Raw genomic sequence first — 20,087 nt, 5'->3', positions numbered from 1 at the left:
CGTTGCCGATAGTTACAATGGAACGAGACCGGCGGTGAGCCGGAAAACAACCCCGGCACGTAGAGCCGGGTTCAACCCCGACAGAACCGCTCCGCCGGATGATTACTCTGGCGTGACGCCGCACGAGACCGTCACGAAAGGGCGTACGTGGTAGCCACGAATACCCGACAGACCGCCGAATCGGCCGAAGCTGCCGACTCCGCAGAAGGCACCGCAGCACGGCCGGTCCGCAAGGCTGCCGCGAAGAAGGCCCCAGCCAAGAAGGTCGCCGCGAAGAAGGCCCCCGCCAAGAAGGCGGGAGCCAAGGCTGCGAAGAAAGCGCCCGCCAAGAAGGCCACCACGAAGAAGGCGGCCCCCGGCGCGGACAACGAATCCGACGAGCACCTCGACGACGAGTCGCTGGAACTCGACGATCTCGGTGATCTGGAGGTCTCCGAGGACGATCTGAGCGACGAGGGCGAGGATCTGGTCGAAGAGACCGCCGAGGACGAAGAGGCCGAAGCCGAGGACGAGGAAGCCGACGAGCCCTCGGAGAAGGACAAGGCCTCCGGCGACTTCGTCTGGGACGAAGAGGAATCCGAGGCACTTCGCCAGGCTCGCAAGGACGCCGAGCTCACCGCGTCGGCGGACTCGGTGCGCGCCTACCTCAAGCAGATCGGCAAGGTCGCGCTGCTGAACGCGGAGGAGGAGGTCGAACTCGCCAAGCGGATCGAGGCCGGTCTCTACGCCACCGAGAAGCTGCGCGAATTCGCCGACAAGGGCGAGAAGCTGCCGGTGGCCACCCGCCGCGACCTGCAGTGGATCATGCGCGACGGCAACCGCGCCAAGAACCACCTGCTCGAGGCCAACCTGCGTCTGGTCGTCTCGCTGGCCAAGCGCTACACCGGCCGCGGCATGGCGTTCCTGGACCTGATCCAGGAGGGCAACCTGGGTCTGATCCGCGCGGTGGAGAAGTTCGACTACACCAAGGGCTACAAGTTCTCCACGTACGCCACCTGGTGGATCCGCCAGGCCATCACCCGCGCGATGGCCGACCAGGCCCGCACCATCCGTATTCCGGTGCACATGGTCGAGGTCATCAACAAGCTGGGCCGCATCCAGCGCGAGCTGCTGCAGGACCTGGGCCGCGAGCCCACGCCCGAAGAGCTCGCCAAGGAAATGGACATCACGCCGGAGAAGGTCCTCGAGATCCAGCAGTACGCGCGTGAGCCCATCTCGCTGGACCAGACCATCGGCGACGAGGGTGATTCCCAGCTCGGCGACTTCATCGAGGACTCCGAGGCGGTCGTCGCGGTCGACGCGGTGAGTTTCACGCTGTTGCAGGATCAGCTGCAGTCGGTGCTGGAGACGCTGTCCGAGCGCGAGGCGGGCGTGGTCCGGCTGCGCTTCGGGCTCACCGACGGCCAGCCGCGCACCCTCGACGAGATCGGCCAGGTCTACGGGGTCACCCGTGAGCGCATCCGCCAGATCGAGTCGAAGACCATGAGCAAGCTGCGCCACCCCAGCCGCTCCCAGGTGCTGCGCGACTACCTGGACTGATATTCCCGTCACCGACGATGCCGCCGAGGTTCCGCCTCGGCGGCATCGTCGTTATGTCCGGCGCATTGCCGCGACGGCACCCTAGGGTGGGCTGTCGTGGATCAGTTGGTGTTGGTTTTCGTGCTGGCGTTCGCGACGATCCTGGCGCAGCCACTGGGCCGGCGCATCGGTTTGGCGCCCGCGGTGCTGATGACGGTCTTCGGACTCGTCATGGCCGTCCTGCCGTTCGTGCCCGATATCGCGCTGGCGCCCGACCTCATCCTCCCGCTGGTCCTGCCGCCGCTGCTGTACGCCTCGGCCCGGCGCACCTCCTGGCAGCAATTCGCGTCCAACGCGGGGGCGATCCTGTTGCGTGCGGTCGGCCTGGTGGTGGCCACCGCGGCCGCGGTCGCCGCGATCTTCCACGTCTGGTATCCGGCGCTGCCGGTGGGCACGGCCTTCGCACTGGGTGCGGTGGTGGCGCCGCCGGATCCGGTGGCGGTGAGCGCGATGGCGGACCGGCTGGGCCTGCCGCGGCGTCTGGTGGCGGTGCTCGAAGGTGAGGGCCTGTTCAACGACGTGACCGCGGTGGTGCTCTACGACGTCGCGGTGCACGCGGTGGTGACCGGGCAATTCTCGGCCTGGCGGACGGCGATCGACTTCGTGATCTCCGCGGTGGTGGCGGTGGCGGTCGGACTCGCGCTCGGCTGGGCCGGCAGTGCCATGATGCGGCGGCTGACCGAAGCGCCGTGGCAGGTGGCCCTCGGCCTGCTGCTCCCGTTCGCCGCCTACGGGCTGGCAGAGGCCGCCCATGGTTCGGCGGTGCTCGCGGTCCTGGTGTGCGCGCTGTATCTCACCGATGCCGCGACGGATTTCAGCGATGTCGGGTACCGGATCGTCGGCGATTCGTTCTGGGACGTGATCGACATGCTGGTCACCGGATTCGCCTTCGGATTGGTGGGCCTGGAGCTGAGCACGGTGCTCGCCACCACCGGCCCGAACTGGCCGCGGCTGCTCGGCGGGGCGGCGGCGGTGGTCGGCGTGGTGGTCGCCCTGCGGCTGGTGTGGCTGCTCGCCAGTACCGGGCTGTTCCGCGGATGGTGGCGGCGCCGGCGCGTGGACGAGCCCTACACCTGGCGCGAAACCGTGGTCACCTGGTGGGCCGGCATGCGCGGGGTGGTGACCGTCGCGCTGGCGCTGGCGTTGCCGCTGACCACCGATTCGGGGGCGGACTTCCCCGGCCGCACCGAGGTCTTGTTCATCGCGTTCGTCGTCGTGCTGTTCACGCTGCTGCTGCAGGGGCCCACGCTGCCCCTGGTGGCCCGCTGGACCGGAGTGAAGGCCGATACCGAGGTCGAGCGTGCCATGGAGCGGCGGTTGTGGACGCGGATCCTGCGCGCGGAACTGGCCCGGCTGGAGGAGATCGCCGACAACGAGGATCTGCCCGACGAGGTGTATCAGCGGCTGCGCGACACCGTGGAACGCCGGTTGATGCGCGCCGATCCGGAAGCAGCGGAGGCCGCCGACGGCAGCAAGGCCGTCGAGCACGCCATGCGACTGACCGGCAAGTTGCGCACGATCAGCAACGACGTCCTCGACGCCGGGCGCGGTGAGGCCCTGGCGGCCCGGCGCGAACCGGGAATGCCGCCGGATCTGGTGGACCGGGTGATGCGCCGATTGGATCTGCGCCCGCCGCCGCTGCTGTGAGATTGCGGGGACCGCGGCGCGGTCGAGTCCCCTGAACACGTGGCGACGATCGGCGGCCGGTCGGGCGAACCGCCGATGTGAACTGGGGTGGAGCTCCGGCAAACATCAGCTATTTTCCAGGACTAACGTTCGGGAAATTTACTACCTGCGAGTATATCGCTAATGTGCGGACGGTCACCGGCATGGGGATGCGGTGACGCACTTTCGGCAAGGAGTCCGCATGCTTCAGATCGACCAGTTCACCTACGGGTGGTTGACACCCACACTGGCCTACGTCATGTCCGTCATCGGTTCGTTGCTCGCACTGCGCTGCATGGTGCGCGCGCGAGCCAACCCCGGGCACCGCGGATGGATCGTCACCGCGGCGGTCGCCCTGGGCGGCACGGGCGTCTGGGTGATGCACTTCATCGCGATGCTGGGCTTCTCGGTCCACGGGGCGACCATTCGCTACAACATCCCGGTCACGTTGATCAGCGCCGCGATCGCGGTGGTCGTGGTGTGGATCGGCCTGTCGCTGGTGAGCCGCCGGCAGGGCGATACCTCCGCGCTGCTGACCGGCGGGGCGGTCACCGGGCTGGGCGTGGCCGCGATGCACTACGCCGGCATGTACGCGATGAAAACCGATGTCGCGATGCACTACGACCCCTGGCGGGTCATCGTCTCCATCGTGATCGCGGTCGTGGCGGCCACCGCGGCGCTGTGGTTCGCGCTGCACGTGGAGGGGCTGTTCGCCACCATCGGTTCGGCGATGATCATGGGCGTCGCGGTGTGCGGTATGCACTACACCGGCATGTACGCCATGCAGGCCCATATGGCCGACCATATGCAGGCGCCGTCGGGCGCCCAGGCCAATGAGCTGCTGACGCCGCTGATCATCGGCGTGAGCATGGTGACGCTGCTGCTGTTCCTGCAGGTCGGTATCACCGATATCCACGAACCGGATCTGTCGCGTATCCGTGGGCAGCGCGCGAGCCGGTACTGGCCCAGCAGCACCGAGTCCGAACCCGCGGCGGCGGAGCCGTTCGCTCGCGAGGAGCACCCCGCCGATGAGACACATCGGCACCGTCGATAACGACCGCGGTGGTGAACCCGCGCAATCCGGTGATCGCACAGCTCGCTCGCAGGAATCCGCCGCGAGGCGAACTCGCGGCACCGGATTACGCGGGTCGGTGGGCGCGGCGGCCCGGCGCGGGCGACACTGGCATACGTGGCGTCCTCCGCATTGAATCACTACCGGTCCCCGTGGACCCGGACTCTCGACCTCGATGCCGGGCGGCGGCAACTGCTGGACTGGTGGCACGGCCCGGACCGGATCTACCGGGCCGGGAAGGCGATTCACGACCATCTGGCCGGTGCGCCCGCTTCCTGCGCCTACGCGTTCACGCTGTTCGTGACCTGGTGGACGCTGCGCGGGATCAGCGATTTCGCCGGGCATCGGCTGATCCTGTCGGCCTCGACGAATCTGCACAATATGCGCCGCGAGCCAGTGCAGGTGCTGGTCGCTTCGGCGTTCTGGACCGATGGCGGATTCCCGTGGGTGATCATCCTCGGCTTCCTGACCGTGATGGCCTTCGCCGAACGCTGGCTGGGCACGTTGCGCTGGATCATGGTCTTCGCCTGCGGCCACGTCGGCGCCTCGATGCTCGTCGTCACCGGCATCGCCTTCGCGGTGCACCACGACCTGATCCCGCTGCGCATCGCGGTGGCCTCCGATGTGGGGTCCTCCTACGGCTCCACCGCGGTGCTGGCCGCATTGAGCTTTCATCTGCGCGGCACGCCCCGAGCCGTGTGGGCGGCGGGGTTGCTGGCCTGGTTCGGCTTCGCCGCCTGGCACGGGCGCACGTTCACCGACTACGGCCACCTGACGGCGCTGTGCATCGGCTTCGCGGTCGGGGCGGTCGCGGTGGCGTTGTCGCGGCGGCTCGAGCGCATCCGCGACCAGCGGCCCGCGGGCACGCGCCGTCTATCGGGCGATACCGCGCCCGGGCCGATCGATTCTCCGGCGTCGGCGGACGCCTCGGTGCGGCAGAACCAGCCCTCAGCCGACGGCCGGAGCGAATCGACGCTGCATTGAGCGCACCACCGGTTCCACCACCCGCGCGGCGACCGGTCCGAGGATCGCCATCAGCAGGACGTAGGCCGAGGCCAGCGCCGCCAGCTTGCCCGGCACCGCCCCGACCGAAACGGCAAGTCCCGCAATGACGATCGAGAATTCACCGCGGGCCACCAGGGCGGCACCGGCGCGCGCACGACCCAGGCGGCCGATGCCCTGCCGCTTGGCCGCGAACCAGCCGGTCGCGATCTTGGTCAGCGTGGTGATCACGGCCAGCAACACCGCCCAGCCGAGGACCTGCGGGATCTTGTGCGGATCGGTGTTGAGGCCGAAGGCCACGAAGAAGATGGCGGCGAACAGATCCCGCAGCGGTTCCAGCAGTTTGGCGGCGCTCTGCGCGGTGGACCCGGAGATCGCGATGCCCAGCAGGAACGCGCCGACCGCGGCCGACACGTTCAGCCCCGAGGCGATGCCCGCGACCAGCAGCGCCGCACCCAGCAGCTGCAGCAGGAACACCTCGCGATCCTTGCTGTCCACGATCGCGGACACGAAGCGGCCGTAGCGCAGCGCGATGACCAGCACGATCGCGATCACGAGGAGGGCGAGCGCCAGCGAACGCAATCCCGCCATCCAGCCGACACCGGCCAGGATGGTGGTCAGGATCGGCAGGTAGATCGCCATCGCCAGATCCTCGAACACCAGGACCGACAGGACGACCGGCGTCTCCCGGTTACCGAGCCGGCCGAGATCGTTGAGCACCTTCGCCGCGATGCCGGAGGAGGAGATGTAGGTGACGCCGGCCAGGGTGATCGCGCCGGTCGGACCCCAGCCCAGCAGCAGCGCCACCACAGCGCCGGGCGTGGCGTTGAGCACGATGTCGAGCAGGCCGGCCAGCCAGGACTTGCGCATTCCCGACACCAGTTCCGGTGCGGTGTATTCCAGGCCCAGCAGCAACAGGAGCAGGACGACGCCGATTTCGCCTGCGAGATGGCCGAATTCGGAGGCGGCCTTGACGGTCAGCACACCGCCGTCGCCGAAGGCCAGGCCGCCGAGCAGGTAGAGGGGGATCGGGGACATGCCGAAACGCCCTGCGACGCGCCCCAAGACACCGAGGGCGAACAGGACCGCTCCGAGCTCGAACAGGGCTAGTGCGGTCGACTCCACCGGCTCACCCGCCGGTCAGAATCTCGAGCGCCTCGTCGAGGCCCTGCGGGGTTCCGACCACGACCAGCAGATCGCCCGCGACGAGCACGAAGTCCGGACCGGGCGAGGGATAGATCTGCCCGGCCCGCATCACGGCCACGATGGATGCCTTGGTGCGGGTACGCATGCGGGTGTCACCGAGCGCCCGCCCCGAATACGGCGATTCGTCGCCGATCGGGAGCTGGCGGGTGGTGATGCCCGGTAGATCGCGATGATCGTCCTTGAGCTTCTCGACCAGCTGCGGTGCGCCGAGCAGATTGGCGAGCACAGCCGCCTCGTCGACGGTGAGTGGTACCTGGGCGGCGCAGTCGTCGGGATCGTCGTGTTTGGAGACGATGAGATCGATGCCACCGTCGCGATGTGCGACCACTCCGATCCGGCGACCGGACCGGGCTTCGAAGTCCTTACGGACGCCAATTCCGGGCAGTTGTGTCACATCGACGTTCACGAAATCCAGCCTAGATCAAGCACTTCGAGAGGCAGGCCACTGATCCGGATCAGCGGTGAGCGCCGGAAATGTCCCTTTTTCATCAAGTGCATAGTAGCTGGTGCGCACCACCGCCGTGACGGGAAGTGGGCCGTAGAGGTGCGGAAAGCGCATCGAACCCGGATCGTCGGCCACACCCGGCTCCCAGCGCAGCGGCGCGGTCAGGCGGGTGACGTCGATCCAGAGCAGCACCATATCGTCGCGACCGGCGAACAGCCGGTTCGCCGGCAGATGCACTTGATGCGGCGCGGACAGGTGAAGGAACCCCTCACTCTCCAGCGAGGGTGCCACGCGTTCGCCGATCCGCTGCGCCTGCTCCCACTCCGCGGGGGTGCAGAGGTGAACCAGCATGCGCCCGTTGATGTTCTCGGCGTCGGCGGCGGAGGCAACGTTGTCGGCAGTCACGGCAGCACCATACCCAGCGTGGCGCGCGCGACCCGCCGAAAGGAACGAAGCGGACGTTTGATTGAGCGGTTGATTGTCGGTGGGCGCGGGTAATCTGCGAGCAGACAACTGGATCGGCCTTTTTCCGAAGTGTTGAACCACAGGTGGTGAACCGAGGTTCCCAAGGATGGCCATGGTGTTCGCCCACAGCGAAATACCTGGTCATGTTAGGGAAAACACATACAAACATCTTCGGGAACAAAGCCCCCGTCCCGAACGTCTGACAGAGTAGTCATCAGCCACTGCTGGGAAGTAGCGGTAGCGAGCCCGCGGAAGGGACCGCGGGCCCCACACCAGGCGAACGGCTTTCTGCGCCGGGAGCCAGGACGGAGGAGTCATGCCAGGAACACTGACAAGCACCCCACTGACCGCGGTCGATCGTTGCGACCGCTGCGGGGCGGCCGCGCGCGTGCGCGCGACACTTCCCGCCGGTGGCGAGTTGCTCTTCTGCCAACACCACGCGAACGAGCACATGGAGCGCCTGCGCGAGCTGGAGGCAGTCATCGATACCGAGTCGGCACCGGCACCATAGGTCGGCTCCTCACGTCCCTGTCAGCCAAGGGCGGCCTTCGGGCCGCCCTTTCCGTGTCTCCGCTCACACCGGCCCGGGTACGAGCCCGTCGAGCAGACGAGCCAGCCCGAACTCGAAGGCGCCGTCGGGATCTCCGGGCGCCTGATACTGCTCCCCCACCGCGGTACCCACCCGCTCCGCGAGCGGAAACGACTGGCCCGTCATGGCCTCGGTGAGCAGCGGCCCGTACACCTCCCACCACCGCGCATCGCTCATCTCGTCGGCTTCACGCCGGGCCGCGACCGCCGTGCGAGCATTGCCGGTCGCGAAATCCGACAGCACGGCGATCGTCCGGTCCATCTCGACATCGGTCAGTTCCGACCCTTCCAACGCGCTCAGCTGCCGCTCGTAGCGGCGCAGCCGCCCCGGGCCCAGATCCAGCCGCCACGGCGGCACCTCGAGCAGCCACGGATGGGTGAGCAGTTCCGCACGCACCCCGCGAGCAACCGCGGCCAGACGCTCGCGCAGCGGCGCGGCCGGATCGATCGGCGCGTCTTCGCCGGCCACCCAGTCGACCATCGCGATGATCAGCGCCTGCTTGTCCGGGACGTAGGTGTAGAGGCTCATCGGCCCCAGCCCGAGCGCCGTGGCCACCGCGCGGATGGACACCGCCCCGTAGCCGTCACGGTCGGCGATGCGGACCGCCGTGCGAATGACCTCGTCCACCTCGACCGTCTGCTTCGGCCCGCGTAACACCGGCCGGGCCGGGAGTTCGCGGCGCCACAGCAGAGCGATCACCCGTCGCGCCCGGTCGGACGCGGATTTCTGTGCCACGACGCTCCTCGGGAATCTCATTACACCGTACGGGGTTATAATACTCCGTACGCTATACGTAGATAAGCGAGGGCCCTCTGCACACCACACATGCCACCTATCTGCCCGACCGCCATGCCTTCGCCCTGTGGAACTGGGCAGGCCGGGTGACCGAACCCCCGCCGCACGGCGCGCGCGAGACCGTCCGGCTCGCCGTGCCGGAGCCCGACGGCGCCTCGATCGAGGTGAGCGAGGTCACCTGCACCGTGGTCGACGCCGACCGGCTCGATGCGCTCGAGGTGGGCCACGCCGGTTCGTCGCTGTCGGCCTGGCAGCGCGTCGCGCGGGAGGCGGGCGGGCCGGAGCTGCTGCCCGCCGCCGCGCACGCCGTGCCCGATGCGGCCGCCACCGCGATCGTGTCCGCCGATCGGGCGGTGCGGGCCTACCGCGAAACCGAGGAGGTCGTGCGGGCGTTGCGCGAGCCACTGCGCGCGCGGTTGCGGCCCTATCAGGCGCGCGGGATCTCCTGGCTGCACCGGACGACCGCCGAATACGGCGGCGCGGTGCTCGCCGACGAGATGGGGCTGGGAAAGACAGTGCAGGCCATCGGCTTTCTGCTCGGACGCGCCGACGACGGCCCGCAACTGGTGGTCTGCCCGACCTCGCTGGTCGGCAACTGGGTGCACGAGATCGGCCGCTTCGCGCCCGGACTGCACCCGATCGCGTGGCGGGGCGGGGAGCTCGGCGATCTCGCCTCCGAAGCGGTGATCGTCACCGGATATCCGACGCTGCGCGGTTACGGGCCGGCATTGTCCGATATCGAGTGGGCCACCGCGATTTTCGATGAGGCGCAAGTGCTGAAGAACCCCCGCACGCAGGTCTCGCGGGCGGCGCGGGGCGTGCCCGCGCGAGCAAGGGTCGCGTTGACCGGTACGCCGGTGGAGAACCATCTCGACGAATTGTGGGCGCTGCTCAATCTGGTTACGCCCGCCGCGTTCACCCACAAGGCACAGTTCCGGCGACGCTTCGTCCGGCCCATCGAGGAGGGCTCCACCGCTGCCGTGCGGCGACTGCACGACACCATCGAGCCGATCGTGCTGGCCCGCAGGAAACTTCAGGTCGCCGCGACCTTGCCGCCGAAGATCCACACCGATCTGGTCTGCGATCTGACCGCGGAGCAGCAGCGCCTCTACGACGAACTGCTCGACCGGGCCGAGGCCGACGGATTCGGCGCGGGCGCCGAACGCCATGCGCGCGTGCTGGCCGCGCTGACCGCCCTGAAGCAGGTCTGCAACCATCCCGGGCTGGTCACCGGCGATCTCGACGAGCTCACCGGGCGCAGCGGAAAGTTCGATGTCTGCTCCGACATCCTCGCCAACAACCTGGAACTGGACTGCCCGACACTGGTTTTCACCCAGTATCGGCGCACCGGCGAGTTGCTGGCACGCCACTGCGCGCAGCGATTCGGTGTGGCGGCGCCGGTTTTCCACGGCGGCCTGTCACAGGCCGAGCGCGACGCGATCGTCACGGCATTCCAGAGCGCCGACGGCCCGCCGATCCTGATCCTGAGCCTGCGCGCCGCCGGAACCGGCCTGACCCTGACCCGCGCCGCGGACGTGGTGCACTACGACCGCTGGTGGAATCCCGCGGTCGAGGCGCAGGCGTCCGACCGCGCACACCGCATCGGGCAGACCCGCCCGGTCACGATCACCACCTTGACCAGCGCCACCACCGTCGAGGAACATATCGCCGGCATGCACGATCGCAAATCCGCGCTGGCCGGACTCGGCGCCGGTGACGGACGGTCGGCGGTGGCGCGGCTGGCCCGATTGGACGACGACCATCTGCTGGCGGCGCTGCGCCGGAAGCGAGGCAATTGACATGCCCGACAACGAATTCGGCTACACGCCGTGGGGTATGGGCTGGGTGCGGCTGGCCGAGCCGATCCGGACCGCACGTCCCGAGCCGCTGCTGCCCCGGGCCCGCAGTATCGCCCGCAACGGCGGCGTCCGCCTGGATGTCGACGGCACGACGGTCTCGGCGCATATCCACCGCGGCGGGCAGGCATCGGTGACATCGCTGGAAATCGCACCGCTGCCGGCGTCCGTGGTGAACGCCATGGCCGAGCACATCCCCGCGCACCTGGTCCAGCTCACCGACGAGGTGCACGCCGTCCTCACCGCCGCCGGCGTGGCACCGATACCGCGGCTCGGCGCGACCGACTGCTCGTGTTCGGCCCGCAATCCACGGTGCCTGCATCTGCTGGCGGCCTGCTACGCCCTCGCCCGGGCGGTGGACGAAAACCCTTGGCTGTCCTTGGAACTGCAGGGCTACCGGTCCGGTGGCGCACCGGAGAGCGCAGGCGCGGACGCCCCGCCCGCGCGGTGGACCCCTCTCGATTCCCTCGACCCCGCAACATTTTTCACCGGCATGGTGCCGGATGAGCCGGTGCGACGACACTCTGCCGGTTAGGCGGCGCTACTGCCGCAAGGCTCGGGTGGTCGCCGTCGTGCGGGCCCGTACGGCGCGGCCCGCACGACGGGACTTCAGGCGTTGGTACCGCCGTCGACGGTGAGGGTCGCGCCGGTGAGCCGGGCGCCGGACGGACCGGCGAGGAAGGCGACGACACCCGCGACGTCGTCGGCCTCGCCGAAGCGGCCGAGCGCCGAATGCCGCAACTGGTTCTCGGCGTGCGAGGACGCGGCCGGATTCATGTCGGTGTCGGTGGAGCCCGGCTGGACGAGGTTGACCGTGATTCCGCGTGGGCCCAGTTCCCGGGCGAGGGCACGGGTGAATCCGTTGAGTGCGGATTTGCTCAGGTTGTAGAGCGTCAGCCCCTCGAACAGCGCGCGCTCGGACAGATTCGAGCCGATGCTGATGATGCGCCCGCCGCGGCCCATGTACGCGAGTGCGGCCTGCGCCGCCACGAAAGCCGCCCGGGCGTGGATGTGCAGCGCCTCGTCGATCTCGGCGACGGTGAAATCGGTGAACGGCTTGGCGGGGAAGATGCCCGCGTTGTTGACCAGGATGTCGACCCCGCCCAGTTCCGCGGCGGTGCGATGGACCGCCGCGGCGACCTGCCCGGCGTCGGCACTGTCGGCGCGCACCGCGATCGCGCGCCGCCCGAGGGCACGGATATCGGCGGCCACCGCCTCGGCCGCGTCGGCGCCGCCGCGGTAGGTCAGCGCCACGTCCACACCGTCGGCGGCCAGCCGCCGCGCGATCGCTGCACCGATGCCCCGGCTGCCTCCGGTCACGAGAGCCACGGTCGACTCGCTCATCTGCACTCCAATTCTGTGTCGATCAATACAGAAATAGACAAGCAGGTCTAACCGGCGGTCGTCAAGAGATATATTTAGTGATCGACACAGAAAGAGGATTCGATGGCCGAACGCGGACGACCGCGCGGATTCGATCGTGACATCGCGCTGCGGCGCGCGATGGAGGTGTTCTGGGCACACGGCTACGAGGGCGCCGCGATGAGCGATCTGACGTCCGCGATGGGCATCAATTCCCCTAGCCTCTACGCCGCCTTCGGATGTAAGGAGCAGCTGTTCCGCGAGGCCGTCGAGCTCTACGGGCGCACCGAGGGCGGGTACACCGCCCGGGCTCTCGAGACCGCGCCGACCGCTCGCGCGGCCGTCGAGGCGATGCTGCGCGACAACGCCGCCGCCTACTGTGACCCCGCCACGCCGCGCGGATGCCTGGTGGTGGTCGCCGGCACTACGGCGGGGCCTCGCCACGGCGCCGTCCGCGATCTGCTCGCCGAGTGCCGCCGCCACACCACCGAAGCGGTGCGGCAGCGACTCGACCGCGGCATCCACGACGGCGATCTGCGGGCCGATGCCGATATCGAGGGTCTCGCCGACTTCTACACCGCCGTGCTGTTCGGACTGTCGGTGCAGGCCAGTGACGGGACGGACCTGCATCGGCTCGCCCGGACCATCGACCGGGCACTGCAGGCCTGGCCGGAACCCGTGCCCGCCGAACAGGGCTGACGCGCCGGCTACCGAAAATGCTGCGGACCAAGGCTTTTCGCCGCAGCGTCCCGGCGACGGCTACATGCGCCGCAACGCCGCGATGCGCTGGGACAACTGATCGGCGGTCGCCAGTGCCGTCGGCGGTCCGCCGCATTCGCGCCGCAACTCGCCGTGGATCACCCCGTGCGGTTTCCCGGTGCGGTGATGATGCATGGCGACCAGCGAGTTGAGCTCGCGCCGCAACTCCCCCAGCCGGTCGGCGGTCGCGACGCGCTCGGCCGCGGCCGCCGCGGAGGGCCCGGCGTCGGGCGCCTCGGCCACCGAGACGGCGGCGCTGCGTTCGCGGATCTGGCGAGTCTGGCGGTCGCGCAGCAGGGCCCGCATCTGGTCGGCGTCCAGCAGGCCCGGAATGCCGAGGTAGTCGGCCTCCTCGTCGCTGCCGGAGAAGGTCGCGGTACCGAACGAATCGCCGTCGTAGATCACCTGATCCAGTTCGGCGTCGGCCGCCAGCGCGACGAAGGCGCGTTCCTCCTCGCCCGGCTCGTCCTTCTGCTTGTTGGCGTCGATCAGCAGCTCGTCGTCGAGAGCGTTCTTCTCCCGATGCGGTTTGCCGATGACGTGGTCGCGCTGCACTTCGAGCTGGGCGGCCAGATCGAGCAGCACCGGCACCGACGGCAGGAAGACACTCGCGGTCTCCCCCGTCCGGCGCGCACGCACGAAACGCCCGATGGCCTGGGCGAAATACAACGGGGTCGAAGCGCTGGTGGCATAGACACCGACGGCCAGACGCGGCACGTCCACGCCTTCGGACACCATGCGCACGGCGACCATCCACGGGTCAGTGTTGCTGCTGAACTCCCCGATCCGCTGGGAGGAGGTGGGGTCGTCGGAGAGGACCACGGCCGGTTTGCTGCCCGAAATATGTTCCAGCAGTTCGGCGTAGTCGCGGGCCTTCTCCTGATCGGTCGCGATCACCAGGCCGCCCGCATCGGGCATGCCGGTGGCGCGCAGCTGCCGCAACCGGGTGTCGGCGGCGGTCAGCACCTTCGACATCCAGTCGCCGGCCGGGTCGAGGGCGGTACGCCACGCGCGCGCGGTCTGTTCGGCGCTCAGCGGTTCACCCAGCCGGGCGGAATACTCCTCACCCGCGCTGTCACGCCACTGCGCCTCACCGGAATAGGCGAGGAAGACCACCGGCCGGACCACGCCGTCGGCGAGAGCCTCGGAATAGCCGTAGGTGTAGTCGGCACTAGACCGCGGGAAACCGGATTCGTCCGGTTCGTAGTTGACGAACGGAATCTGCGAATCGTCGCTGCGGAAGGGCGTACCGGTCAGCGCCAGGCGGCGGGTGGCGTCACCGAACGCCTCGGCCACCGCATCGCCCCAGCTCTTGGCGTCACCCGCATGGTGGATCTCGTCGAGAATCACCAGGGTCCGGCGGTTCTCGGTCCGCACCCGGTGCTTGAACGGATGCGAGGCGACCTGGGCGTAGGTGACCACGACGCCATGGAAGTCGCCGGAGGTACCGCCCGTGCTGTTGGAGAAGTTCGAATCCAGCTGGATGCCGAGCCGCGCCGCCGCCGCCGACCACTGATGCTTGAGGTGTTCGGTGGGCGCGACCACGGTGACCTGGTCGACGGTGCGGTCGGTGAGCAGCTCGGTCGCCAGCCGCAACGCGAACGTGGTCTTACCCGCGCCGGGCGTCGCCACAGCCAGGAAGTCACGTGGTTTGGTCGTCAGATATCTGGTGAGTGCTCTGCGCTGCCATGCTCGTAACGAACCGCCACCACCCGAAGTCACTCGACAGACAGTAGCGACCGGCACCGACACCTAGCCAATTCGACACCACGTGATCTGCCGCGAATCCCGCGACGGCACGGCTCACCTCGCAGATCACGGCGGACCTGTGCGGCAGAACACTGACGACACGTTCGCAGCCCGTTGCTGCCGTGGCGCCCTCGGTGGGCAATGCTGTACTCACGATGTGTTCCGACCGACCGGCCTCGACGTCCGGCGCAGCGCGCTCCTGGCAGCGGCTGCGCGGTCGAGTCGTGGCCGCACTGCGGCGGATCTGGCAGGTGATCGCGCGAGTCGCAGAGAAGGCATGGGGAGATTCGATCTTCGCCAAATCGGCCGCCGCGGCGTTCTGGCAGACGCTGTCGCTGGCGCCACTGCTGCTCGGACTGCTGGGCAGTATCGGTTACGTCGGCGGACTGTTCGGCCCCGACACCGTCCATATCGTCGAGGGCAAGATCGTCAGCTTCAGCCGCAACCTGTTCAGCGCCAACGTCGTCGACGAGATGATCGCGCCGACCGTGCGCGACGTGCTCCAGCGCGGACGCGGCGCGGTGGTGTCGGTGGGTTTCGTGCTGTCGCTGTGGGCGGGATCCTCGGCCATGGCGACCTTCGTCGACTCCATCGTCGCCGCGCACGGACAGGCCGATGCCCGCCATCCGGTCTGGCAGCGGATCTTCGCGCTCGGGTTGTATCTGCTGTTCCTGGTGGCGGCCGTATTCGTGCTACCGCTGGTGGCCTTGGGCCCGACCCTGATCGGGCGTACGCTGCCACCGGACTGGCGCGAACCCGGGCTGCGCCTGATCGACACCTTCTACTATCCGGCGGCCGGGCTGCTGCTCATCGTCGGCCTGACCACGTTGTACAAACTGGCGCTGCACCGGTCGCTGCCGTGGCATCGGCTCTTCGGCGGGGCGCTGGTGGCGGGCATCTTCTTCATGGCGGCCAGCGACATCCTGCGCCGCTATCTGACCTACGCGGCGCGGGCCGGCGTCAGCTACGGGGCGCTGGCGACACCGATCGCCTTCCTGCTCTTCACGTTCTTCCTGGCGTTCGCGGTCATTCTGGGTGCGGAGTTCAATGCCACCGTGCAGGAGTTCTGGCCGGCCCGGGCCACCCGGTTCGAACAGTTCAAACAGTGGTGGGCCCGGCGCAAGCACGGGCACGACGGCCGCGACGACGAGGGCGAGACCGCGCGGACAGACGGTGAACCGCCCGCGGATCGGCGCCGGACTCGGTCCGATGACCTTGAAGCCGCGGATCCGCACCACTCGGACGGCCCGCTTCAGGACGTCCGGCCCGACGACCCGGCCGGTGGTTCCGCCTACCGCGCCGACACCCGTCCACCGTCGGTTCTCGACCAGGGCCGGATCCGCCCCACCGGATAACCGGCGACGATCGAACCGGCGCCGGGCATGCGGACCATCGTCGCCCCGGTCGGCATGTGCCTCACTTCCCGACGGGCAGCGGATGGTCGCGGAAGAAGTCCCAAGTGATCCGGTTCGCGCTGATCGCGGTCGTGGTGCGGCCGACCAGCGGTTCCGGCGAGATCACCGACGCGGTGCCCGGCCAGGTGTGGCCGCCGCCGACTACCGCGTACAACTGCACGGCCGTCTGCTCCGGGCACGGATAGGTGTAGCGCACGACGTCCGGCACGAGACCGTGCGAAACCACCGGAACGTCGCGATACACATGTACTGCCCACCTCGCGGAATATCGTTCTCACCGAAGAGAACAATGATCACACAAGCGAGGCGGGCGTGGGCGCAAACGGACGAGACGGCCCGGAACGGCCGCTCGATCCGTCCTCCGAGTTCAGTCCTTCTTCATCATTTCGTAGATGCGTTTGCAGTCCGGGCAGACCGGCGAGCCTGGCTTGGCCGAGCGCGTCACGGGGAACACTTCGCCGCACAGCGCCACCACATGGGTGCCCATGACGGCACTTTCGGCGATCTTGTCCTTCTTCACGTAGTGGAAGAATTTGGGAGTATCGCTGTCGGTCGTCTCGTCGGTGGTCGTATCCGGACGAACCAGGGTGTCGGTGCTCACCCCATCGATTCTGCCATCGGTGCGCGAGGGTGGTGAGCGGGTGTCGCCAACCTCATCGGACAACCCGCCGTTCGACGGTGCTTGCGCGGTGGCGGGCGCGTGTGCATTCGATCATGCGGAGTGGAAGACTCGACGTATGCAGCGTGACGGCGACTCCTCCGACCTACCGCCCGAGACCCGGACGTCGGGCCCGGGACGGGTCGGTTCGGAGCGCGACGAGGCACGCGCGGCCGAACCCGGCGTCTCCGCGGAGGCTCCGGACATCTCGGCGGCGCCGGACGATCCACGGCCTTCGGGCGCGACGTTCGAACGCCGGCCACCCGGTTCGATCCCCCGCCCCACCCGTGCCTCGACCGGCTATTTCCCCGGTGAGGACAAGCATCCGGTATTGATCACCGAGGCCGCGCCCTCACTGGACCAGCAGCACCGCGCCCGCGTGAAGCGCTACATGATCCTGATGGGTTTCCGCATTCCCTGCCTCGTACTGGCGGCGGCCGCGTACGGCCTGTGGAGCAATGCGCTGATCTCGCTGGCCATCATCGGCGTGTCCATCCCGCTGCCCTGGATCGCCGTACTCATCGCGAACGACCGGCCACCGCGCAGCAAGGACGAGCCCAGCCGCTGGGACGACCGCCGCGCGGCGAAAGCGCTCGAATCGGGACAGCATCGCTCCATCGACGGCTGAACGACACGGGCGACCTGCCCGGCCCCGGCGAGCACGGCACTCCGTACCAGGTGGCAGAGTTCTCGTGTGCCTGCCGACCGGACCACCACCTCCCTGCTCACCGCCCTCGCCCCCGCGCTGCGCGCCGCGCTGACCCGGGTCCGTTACGACGCCGACACCGTGCTCGAGGCCATCGGCGCCGACGCTCACGCCGCCCTCGGACGCTCCGAACCGGTCCCGGTGCGCCGGGCCGCGCGCGACGCCGGTGAGCTCGGCACGCTGATCCGGCTGCTGCTGCTCGGCGACGCCCTGCCCGAACGGGAGGTGGCCGCGGCCTTCGCCCCGCTCGACATCGACCGGGCCGCCGCCGCGGGTCTGCTCGAGCGCGACGGCGACTCGATCCGCGCCGCGCTGGACCTACGGCCCGTGGATCTGGGATCGGGCACCCGCTGGGTGCTGTCGGATCTCGACGACTCGATGCGGCGGCGCACCCTCAGCGCCGACCACGTCCTGGGCGTGGGCCAGGCGTCGCTGTCGCTGCTGCGCGCGACGCCGACCGATCCCGTCGGATCCGTGCTGGATCTCGGCACCGGCTGCGGTGTGCAGGCGGTGCACGCCGCGGGCTATGCCCGCACGGTGACCGGCACCGATGTCAGCGGCCGCGCGCTGTGGCTGGCCGAGGCGACCGCCGCGCTCAACGGCCTCGACATCGAGTTCGTCGAGGGCTCGTGGTTCGAGCCGGTCGCCGGACGCCGCTTCGATCAGGTCGTGGCCAATCCCCCGTTCGTCGTCGGGCCGGCCCGGATCGAGCACACCTACCGCGATTCGGGCCTGGCGCTCGACGGCGCCAGCGAACTGGTCGTCTCGCAGGCGCCCGATCTGCTGAATGCGGGCGGCACCGCCGCGATGCTCGCCTCCTGGGTGCACGCCGGCGATGCCGACTGGCGGAGCCGGGTGGCGAGCTGGCTGCCCGATCATGGGGTCGACGCGTGGATCGTGCAGCGCGATGTGGCCGATCCGGCGCTGTATGTCGGTACCTGGCTGCGCGATGCGGGACTGGATCCGCGCGATCCCGAGGCCCAGCGGCGGGCCGAGCAGTGGCTGGCCGCCTTCGACACGGCGCAGGTCGAAGGCATCGGCTTCGGCTTCGTCTATCTGCGCGCGATCGACGGGCCCACCGAGGTGCTCGCCGAGGATCTCACCCACGGTTTCGACGACCCGCTCGGCGCGGAGGCGCCGGCCTACTTCCGCCGTTCGGCGTGGCTGCGGACGGTTGTGGCGGACAACGAGGTCGCCTGGCGGGCGCGATTCACCGTCGACGCCGCGACCGCACTCGAACGCGTCCTGCTGCCGGGGGCCGAGGGCTGGCAGGAGCGCGTGGTCCGGCTGCATCGCGGTGACGGCCCCCGCTGGCAGCACGAGATCGACGACACTCTGGCGGCGTTGCTCGCGGGAATGCGGCCCGACGGACTGCCGTTGGAAGAACTGGTCGAATTGCTCGCAATCGGCCACACCGGAACCACCGCCACGCCGAAATTCCGATCCGAGGCGTTGTCGGCGGTCACCGGACTGGTCCGGCACGGACTGATCACACCGGACGAACTCGACGCGACCCCGGCCGACGCCGCGCGCACCCCCGTATCCTCGGAGTTCCCTTCTTAAGAACTTCTCAGACGGAGGATGTGAAAGCCGCAGCTCAGCACGGTTTATCGGCGCCAAGGCGGGGAACTTTCCCAGTGTCGGGTCCGTTGTTCGGAGTGAGACACCACCGACAGGAGGCAAGTCATGACAAGCCCCGCCACCACTGGAGTGCGCGCCATCGATTCGGACCTCGACGCCCAGAGCCCGGCAGCCGACCTGGTACGTGTGTACCTGAACGGGATCGGCAAGACCGCGCTGCTGACGGCCGCCGACGAGGTCGAGTTGGCCAAGCGCATCGAGGCGGGCCTCTATGCCCAACACCTGTTGGAGACCGGTAAGCGGCTCTCGGCGACCCGCAAGCGGGACCTGGCGATCCTGGTCCGCGACGGTCAAGCCGCCCGTCAGCATCTGTTGGAGGCCAACCTCCGCCTGGTCGTATCGCTGGCCAAGCGCTACACCGGCCGCGGTATGCCGCTGCTGGATCTGATCCAGGAAGGCAACCTGGGTCTGATCCGCGCGATGGAGAAGTTCGACTACGCCAAGGGTTTCAAGTTCTCCACCTACGCCACCTGGTGGATCCGGCAGGCCATCACCCGCGGTATGGCCGATCAGAGCCGCACCATCCGCCTTCCCGTGCATCTGGTGGAACAGGTCAACAAGCTGGCCCGGATCAAGCGCGAGCTGCATCAGCAGCTCGGCCGCGAAGCCAGTGACGAGGAACTGTCGGCCGAGTCGGGTATTCCGGTGGAGAAGATCGCCGATCTGCTCGACCACAGCCGCGACCCGGTGAGCCTGGACATGCCGGTCGGCAACGACGAGGAAGCCCCGCTGGGCGACTTCATCGAGGATTCGGAGGCGACCTCCGCCGAGAGCGCCGTCATCGCCGGGCTCATGCACCGCGATGTGCGCAGCGTGCTGGCCACCCTCGACGAGCGCGAACAGCAGGTCATCCGGCTGCGCTTCGGCCTCGACGACGGCCAGCCGCGCACCCTCGACCAGATCGGCAAGCTGTTCGGTCTCTCGCGTGAACGCGTGCGCCAGATCGAGCGCGAAGTCATGGCCAAGCTCCGCAAGGGTGAGCGGGCAGACCGCCTGCGCGCCTACGCCAGCTAGGTCACACAGACGCTGGGCCGCCCGGAATCCGGCCCAGCACCATCCCGGTGACCGGATAGCGTGGTCACCTCCGCTGCGCCGGCCGACGCCGGTGTGCCCTTCCCCCTCCG

Annotated in this window: 20 protein-coding genes; 12 read left to right on the top strand and 8 right to left on the bottom strand. The window is 68.9% G+C overall.

The annotated features are described in order from the left end of the window. The first annotated feature begins 147 nt into the window (after positions 1–147). The 4 genes from IRT45_RS15735 to IRT45_RS15720 all read left to right on the top strand — a co-directional run bounded on the left by IRT45_RS15735 (position 148) and on the right by IRT45_RS15720 (position 5,299). Positions 148–1,539: an RNA polymerase sigma factor gene (locus IRT45_RS15735; RefSeq protein WP_194806600.1), complete on the top strand. Its 1,392-nt coding sequence runs from the start codon at positions 148–150 to the stop codon at positions 1,537–1,539. Positions 1,540–1,635: 96 nt separating this feature from the next. After that, positions 1,636–3,225 (top strand): Na+/H+ antiporter, encoded by a 1,590-nt coding sequence (locus IRT45_RS15730; RefSeq protein ID WP_194806599.1) that lies wholly within the window; start codon positions 1,636–1,638, stop codon positions 3,223–3,225. Positions 3,226–3,445: 220 nt separating this feature from the next. Continuing rightward, the gene (locus IRT45_RS15725) at positions 3,446–4,297 is read left to right on the top strand and encodes an MHYT domain-containing protein (RefSeq protein WP_194806598.1); all 852 of its coding nucleotides are present in this window, start codon (positions 3,446–3,448) and stop codon (positions 4,295–4,297) included. Between the two features lie 135 nt (positions 4,298–4,432). Next, a complete protein-coding gene (locus tag IRT45_RS15720) occupies positions 4,433–5,299 on the top strand; it encodes a rhomboid-like protein (protein ID WP_194806597.1) in 867 nt (288 codons plus the stop codon). Here the strand turns inward: IRT45_RS15720 and IRT45_RS15715 are convergent. From IRT45_RS15715 to IRT45_RS15705, 3 genes are read right to left on the bottom strand one after another with little or no spacing between them, the layout of a single operon-like run. Continuing rightward, positions 5,264–6,442, bottom strand: a complete 1,179-nt coding sequence (locus IRT45_RS15715; protein ID WP_194806596.1) for a cation:proton antiporter — start codon at positions 6,440–6,442, stop codon at positions 5,264–5,266. The two genes, IRT45_RS15720 and IRT45_RS15715, sit on opposite strands and share 36 nt — an antisense overlap. A 4-nt stretch (positions 6,443–6,446) precedes the next feature. Then, a complete protein-coding gene (locus IRT45_RS15710; protein WP_030517228.1) occupies positions 6,447–6,929 on the bottom strand; it encodes a cation:proton antiporter regulatory subunit in 483 nt (160 codons plus the stop codon). A 15-nt stretch (positions 6,930–6,944) separates the two neighbouring features. Continuing rightward, entirely contained in the window at positions 6,945–7,319 is a 375-nt protein-coding gene (locus IRT45_RS15705) for a DUF952 domain-containing protein (protein WP_194806654.1), read from the bottom strand. A gap of 430 nt (positions 7,320–7,749) precedes the next feature. Here IRT45_RS15705 and IRT45_RS36880 point away from each other — a divergent pair, with 430 nt between their 5' ends. Next, positions 7,750–7,944, top strand: coding sequence for a hypothetical protein (locus IRT45_RS36880; protein ID WP_228534401.1), 195 nt, complete (start codon positions 7,750–7,752; stop codon positions 7,942–7,944). A gap of 63 nt (positions 7,945–8,007) precedes the next feature. Here the strand turns inward: IRT45_RS36880 and IRT45_RS15700 are convergent, their stop codons facing one another. Continuing rightward, positions 8,008–8,778: a TetR/AcrR family transcriptional regulator gene (locus tag IRT45_RS15700; RefSeq protein WP_194806595.1), complete on the bottom strand. Its 771-nt coding sequence runs from the start codon at positions 8,776–8,778 to the stop codon at positions 8,008–8,010. A gap of 125 nt (positions 8,779–8,903) precedes the next feature. On the opposite strand from IRT45_RS15700, the gene IRT45_RS15695 reads away from it, so the two are divergent. Further along, the gene (locus tag IRT45_RS15695; RefSeq protein ID WP_309240981.1) at positions 8,904–10,616 is read left to right on the top strand and encodes a DEAD/DEAH box helicase; all 1,713 of its coding nucleotides are present in this window, start codon (positions 8,904–8,906) and stop codon (positions 10,614–10,616) included. Position 10,617: 1 nt separating this feature from the next. Beyond that, a complete protein-coding gene (locus IRT45_RS15690) occupies positions 10,618–11,208 on the top strand; it encodes an SWIM zinc finger family protein (RefSeq protein ID WP_194806594.1) in 591 nt (196 codons plus the stop codon). A gap of 74 nt (positions 11,209–11,282) precedes the next feature. Here the strand turns inward: IRT45_RS15690 and IRT45_RS15685 are convergent, their stop codons facing one another. Beyond that, positions 11,283–12,017, bottom strand: coding sequence for an SDR family oxidoreductase (locus IRT45_RS15685; protein ID WP_194806593.1), 735 nt, complete (start codon positions 12,015–12,017; stop codon positions 11,283–11,285). A gap of 102 nt (positions 12,018–12,119) precedes the next feature. Between IRT45_RS15685 and IRT45_RS15680 the strand changes: the two genes are divergently transcribed. Continuing rightward, complete coding sequence (locus IRT45_RS15680) at positions 12,120–12,734, top strand: TetR/AcrR family transcriptional regulator (RefSeq protein WP_194806592.1); 615 nt, start codon at positions 12,120–12,122, stop codon at positions 12,732–12,734. Positions 12,735–12,794: 60 nt separating this feature from the next. On the opposite strand, the gene IRT45_RS15675 is transcribed toward IRT45_RS15680, so the two are convergent. Next, the gene (locus IRT45_RS15675) at positions 12,795–14,516 is read right to left on the bottom strand and encodes a DEAD/DEAH box helicase (protein ID WP_309240980.1); all 1,722 of its coding nucleotides are present in this window, start codon (positions 14,514–14,516) and stop codon (positions 12,795–12,797) included. Positions 14,517–14,698: 182 nt separating this feature from the next. On the opposite strand from IRT45_RS15675, the gene IRT45_RS15670 reads away from it, so the two are divergent. Further along, the gene (locus IRT45_RS15670) at positions 14,699–15,898 is read left to right on the top strand and encodes a YihY/virulence factor BrkB family protein (RefSeq protein ID WP_228534400.1); all 1,200 of its coding nucleotides are present in this window, start codon (positions 14,699–14,701) and stop codon (positions 15,896–15,898) included. A gap of 61 nt (positions 15,899–15,959) precedes the next feature. Here the strand turns inward: IRT45_RS15670 and IRT45_RS15665 are convergent, their stop codons facing one another. Together IRT45_RS15665 and IRT45_RS15660 are read right to left on the bottom strand one after the other, a co-directional pair. Further along, entirely contained in the window at positions 15,960–16,202 is a 243-nt protein-coding gene (locus IRT45_RS15665; protein WP_194806591.1) for a hypothetical protein, read from the bottom strand. Positions 16,203–16,325: 123 nt separating this feature from the next. Then, entirely contained in the window at positions 16,326–16,559 is a 234-nt protein-coding gene (locus IRT45_RS15660; RefSeq protein ID WP_030517239.1) for a DUF3039 domain-containing protein, read from the bottom strand. Positions 16,560–16,887: 328 nt separating this feature from the next. Between IRT45_RS15660 and IRT45_RS36875 the strand changes: the two genes are divergently transcribed. The 3 genes from IRT45_RS36875 to IRT45_RS15645 all read left to right on the top strand — a co-directional run bounded on the left by IRT45_RS36875 (position 16,888) and on the right by IRT45_RS15645 (position 19,977). After that, entirely contained in the window at positions 16,888–17,244 is a 357-nt protein-coding gene (locus IRT45_RS36875; RefSeq protein WP_309240994.1) for a DUF3099 domain-containing protein, read from the top strand. A 66-nt stretch (positions 17,245–17,310) separates the two neighbouring features. Further along, positions 17,311–18,885 (top strand): methyltransferase, encoded by a 1,575-nt coding sequence (locus IRT45_RS15650; protein ID WP_194806589.1) that lies wholly within the window; start codon positions 17,311–17,313, stop codon positions 18,883–18,885. Positions 18,886–19,008: 123 nt separating this feature from the next. Beyond that, a complete protein-coding gene (locus tag IRT45_RS15645; protein ID WP_030517242.1) occupies positions 19,009–19,977 on the top strand; it encodes a sigma-70 family RNA polymerase sigma factor in 969 nt (322 codons plus the stop codon). The last annotated feature ends 110 nt before the right edge of the window (positions 19,978–20,087 follow it).

Origin of the sequence: Nocardia sp. BSTN01 (assembly GCF_015354405.1) — a bacterium.
Lineage (GTDB): Bacteria > Actinomycetota > Actinomycetes > Mycobacteriales > Mycobacteriaceae > Nocardia.
The sequence above is the reverse complement of the archived record's forward strand: the minus strand, read 5'-3'. Positions and strand labels throughout refer to the sequence as shown.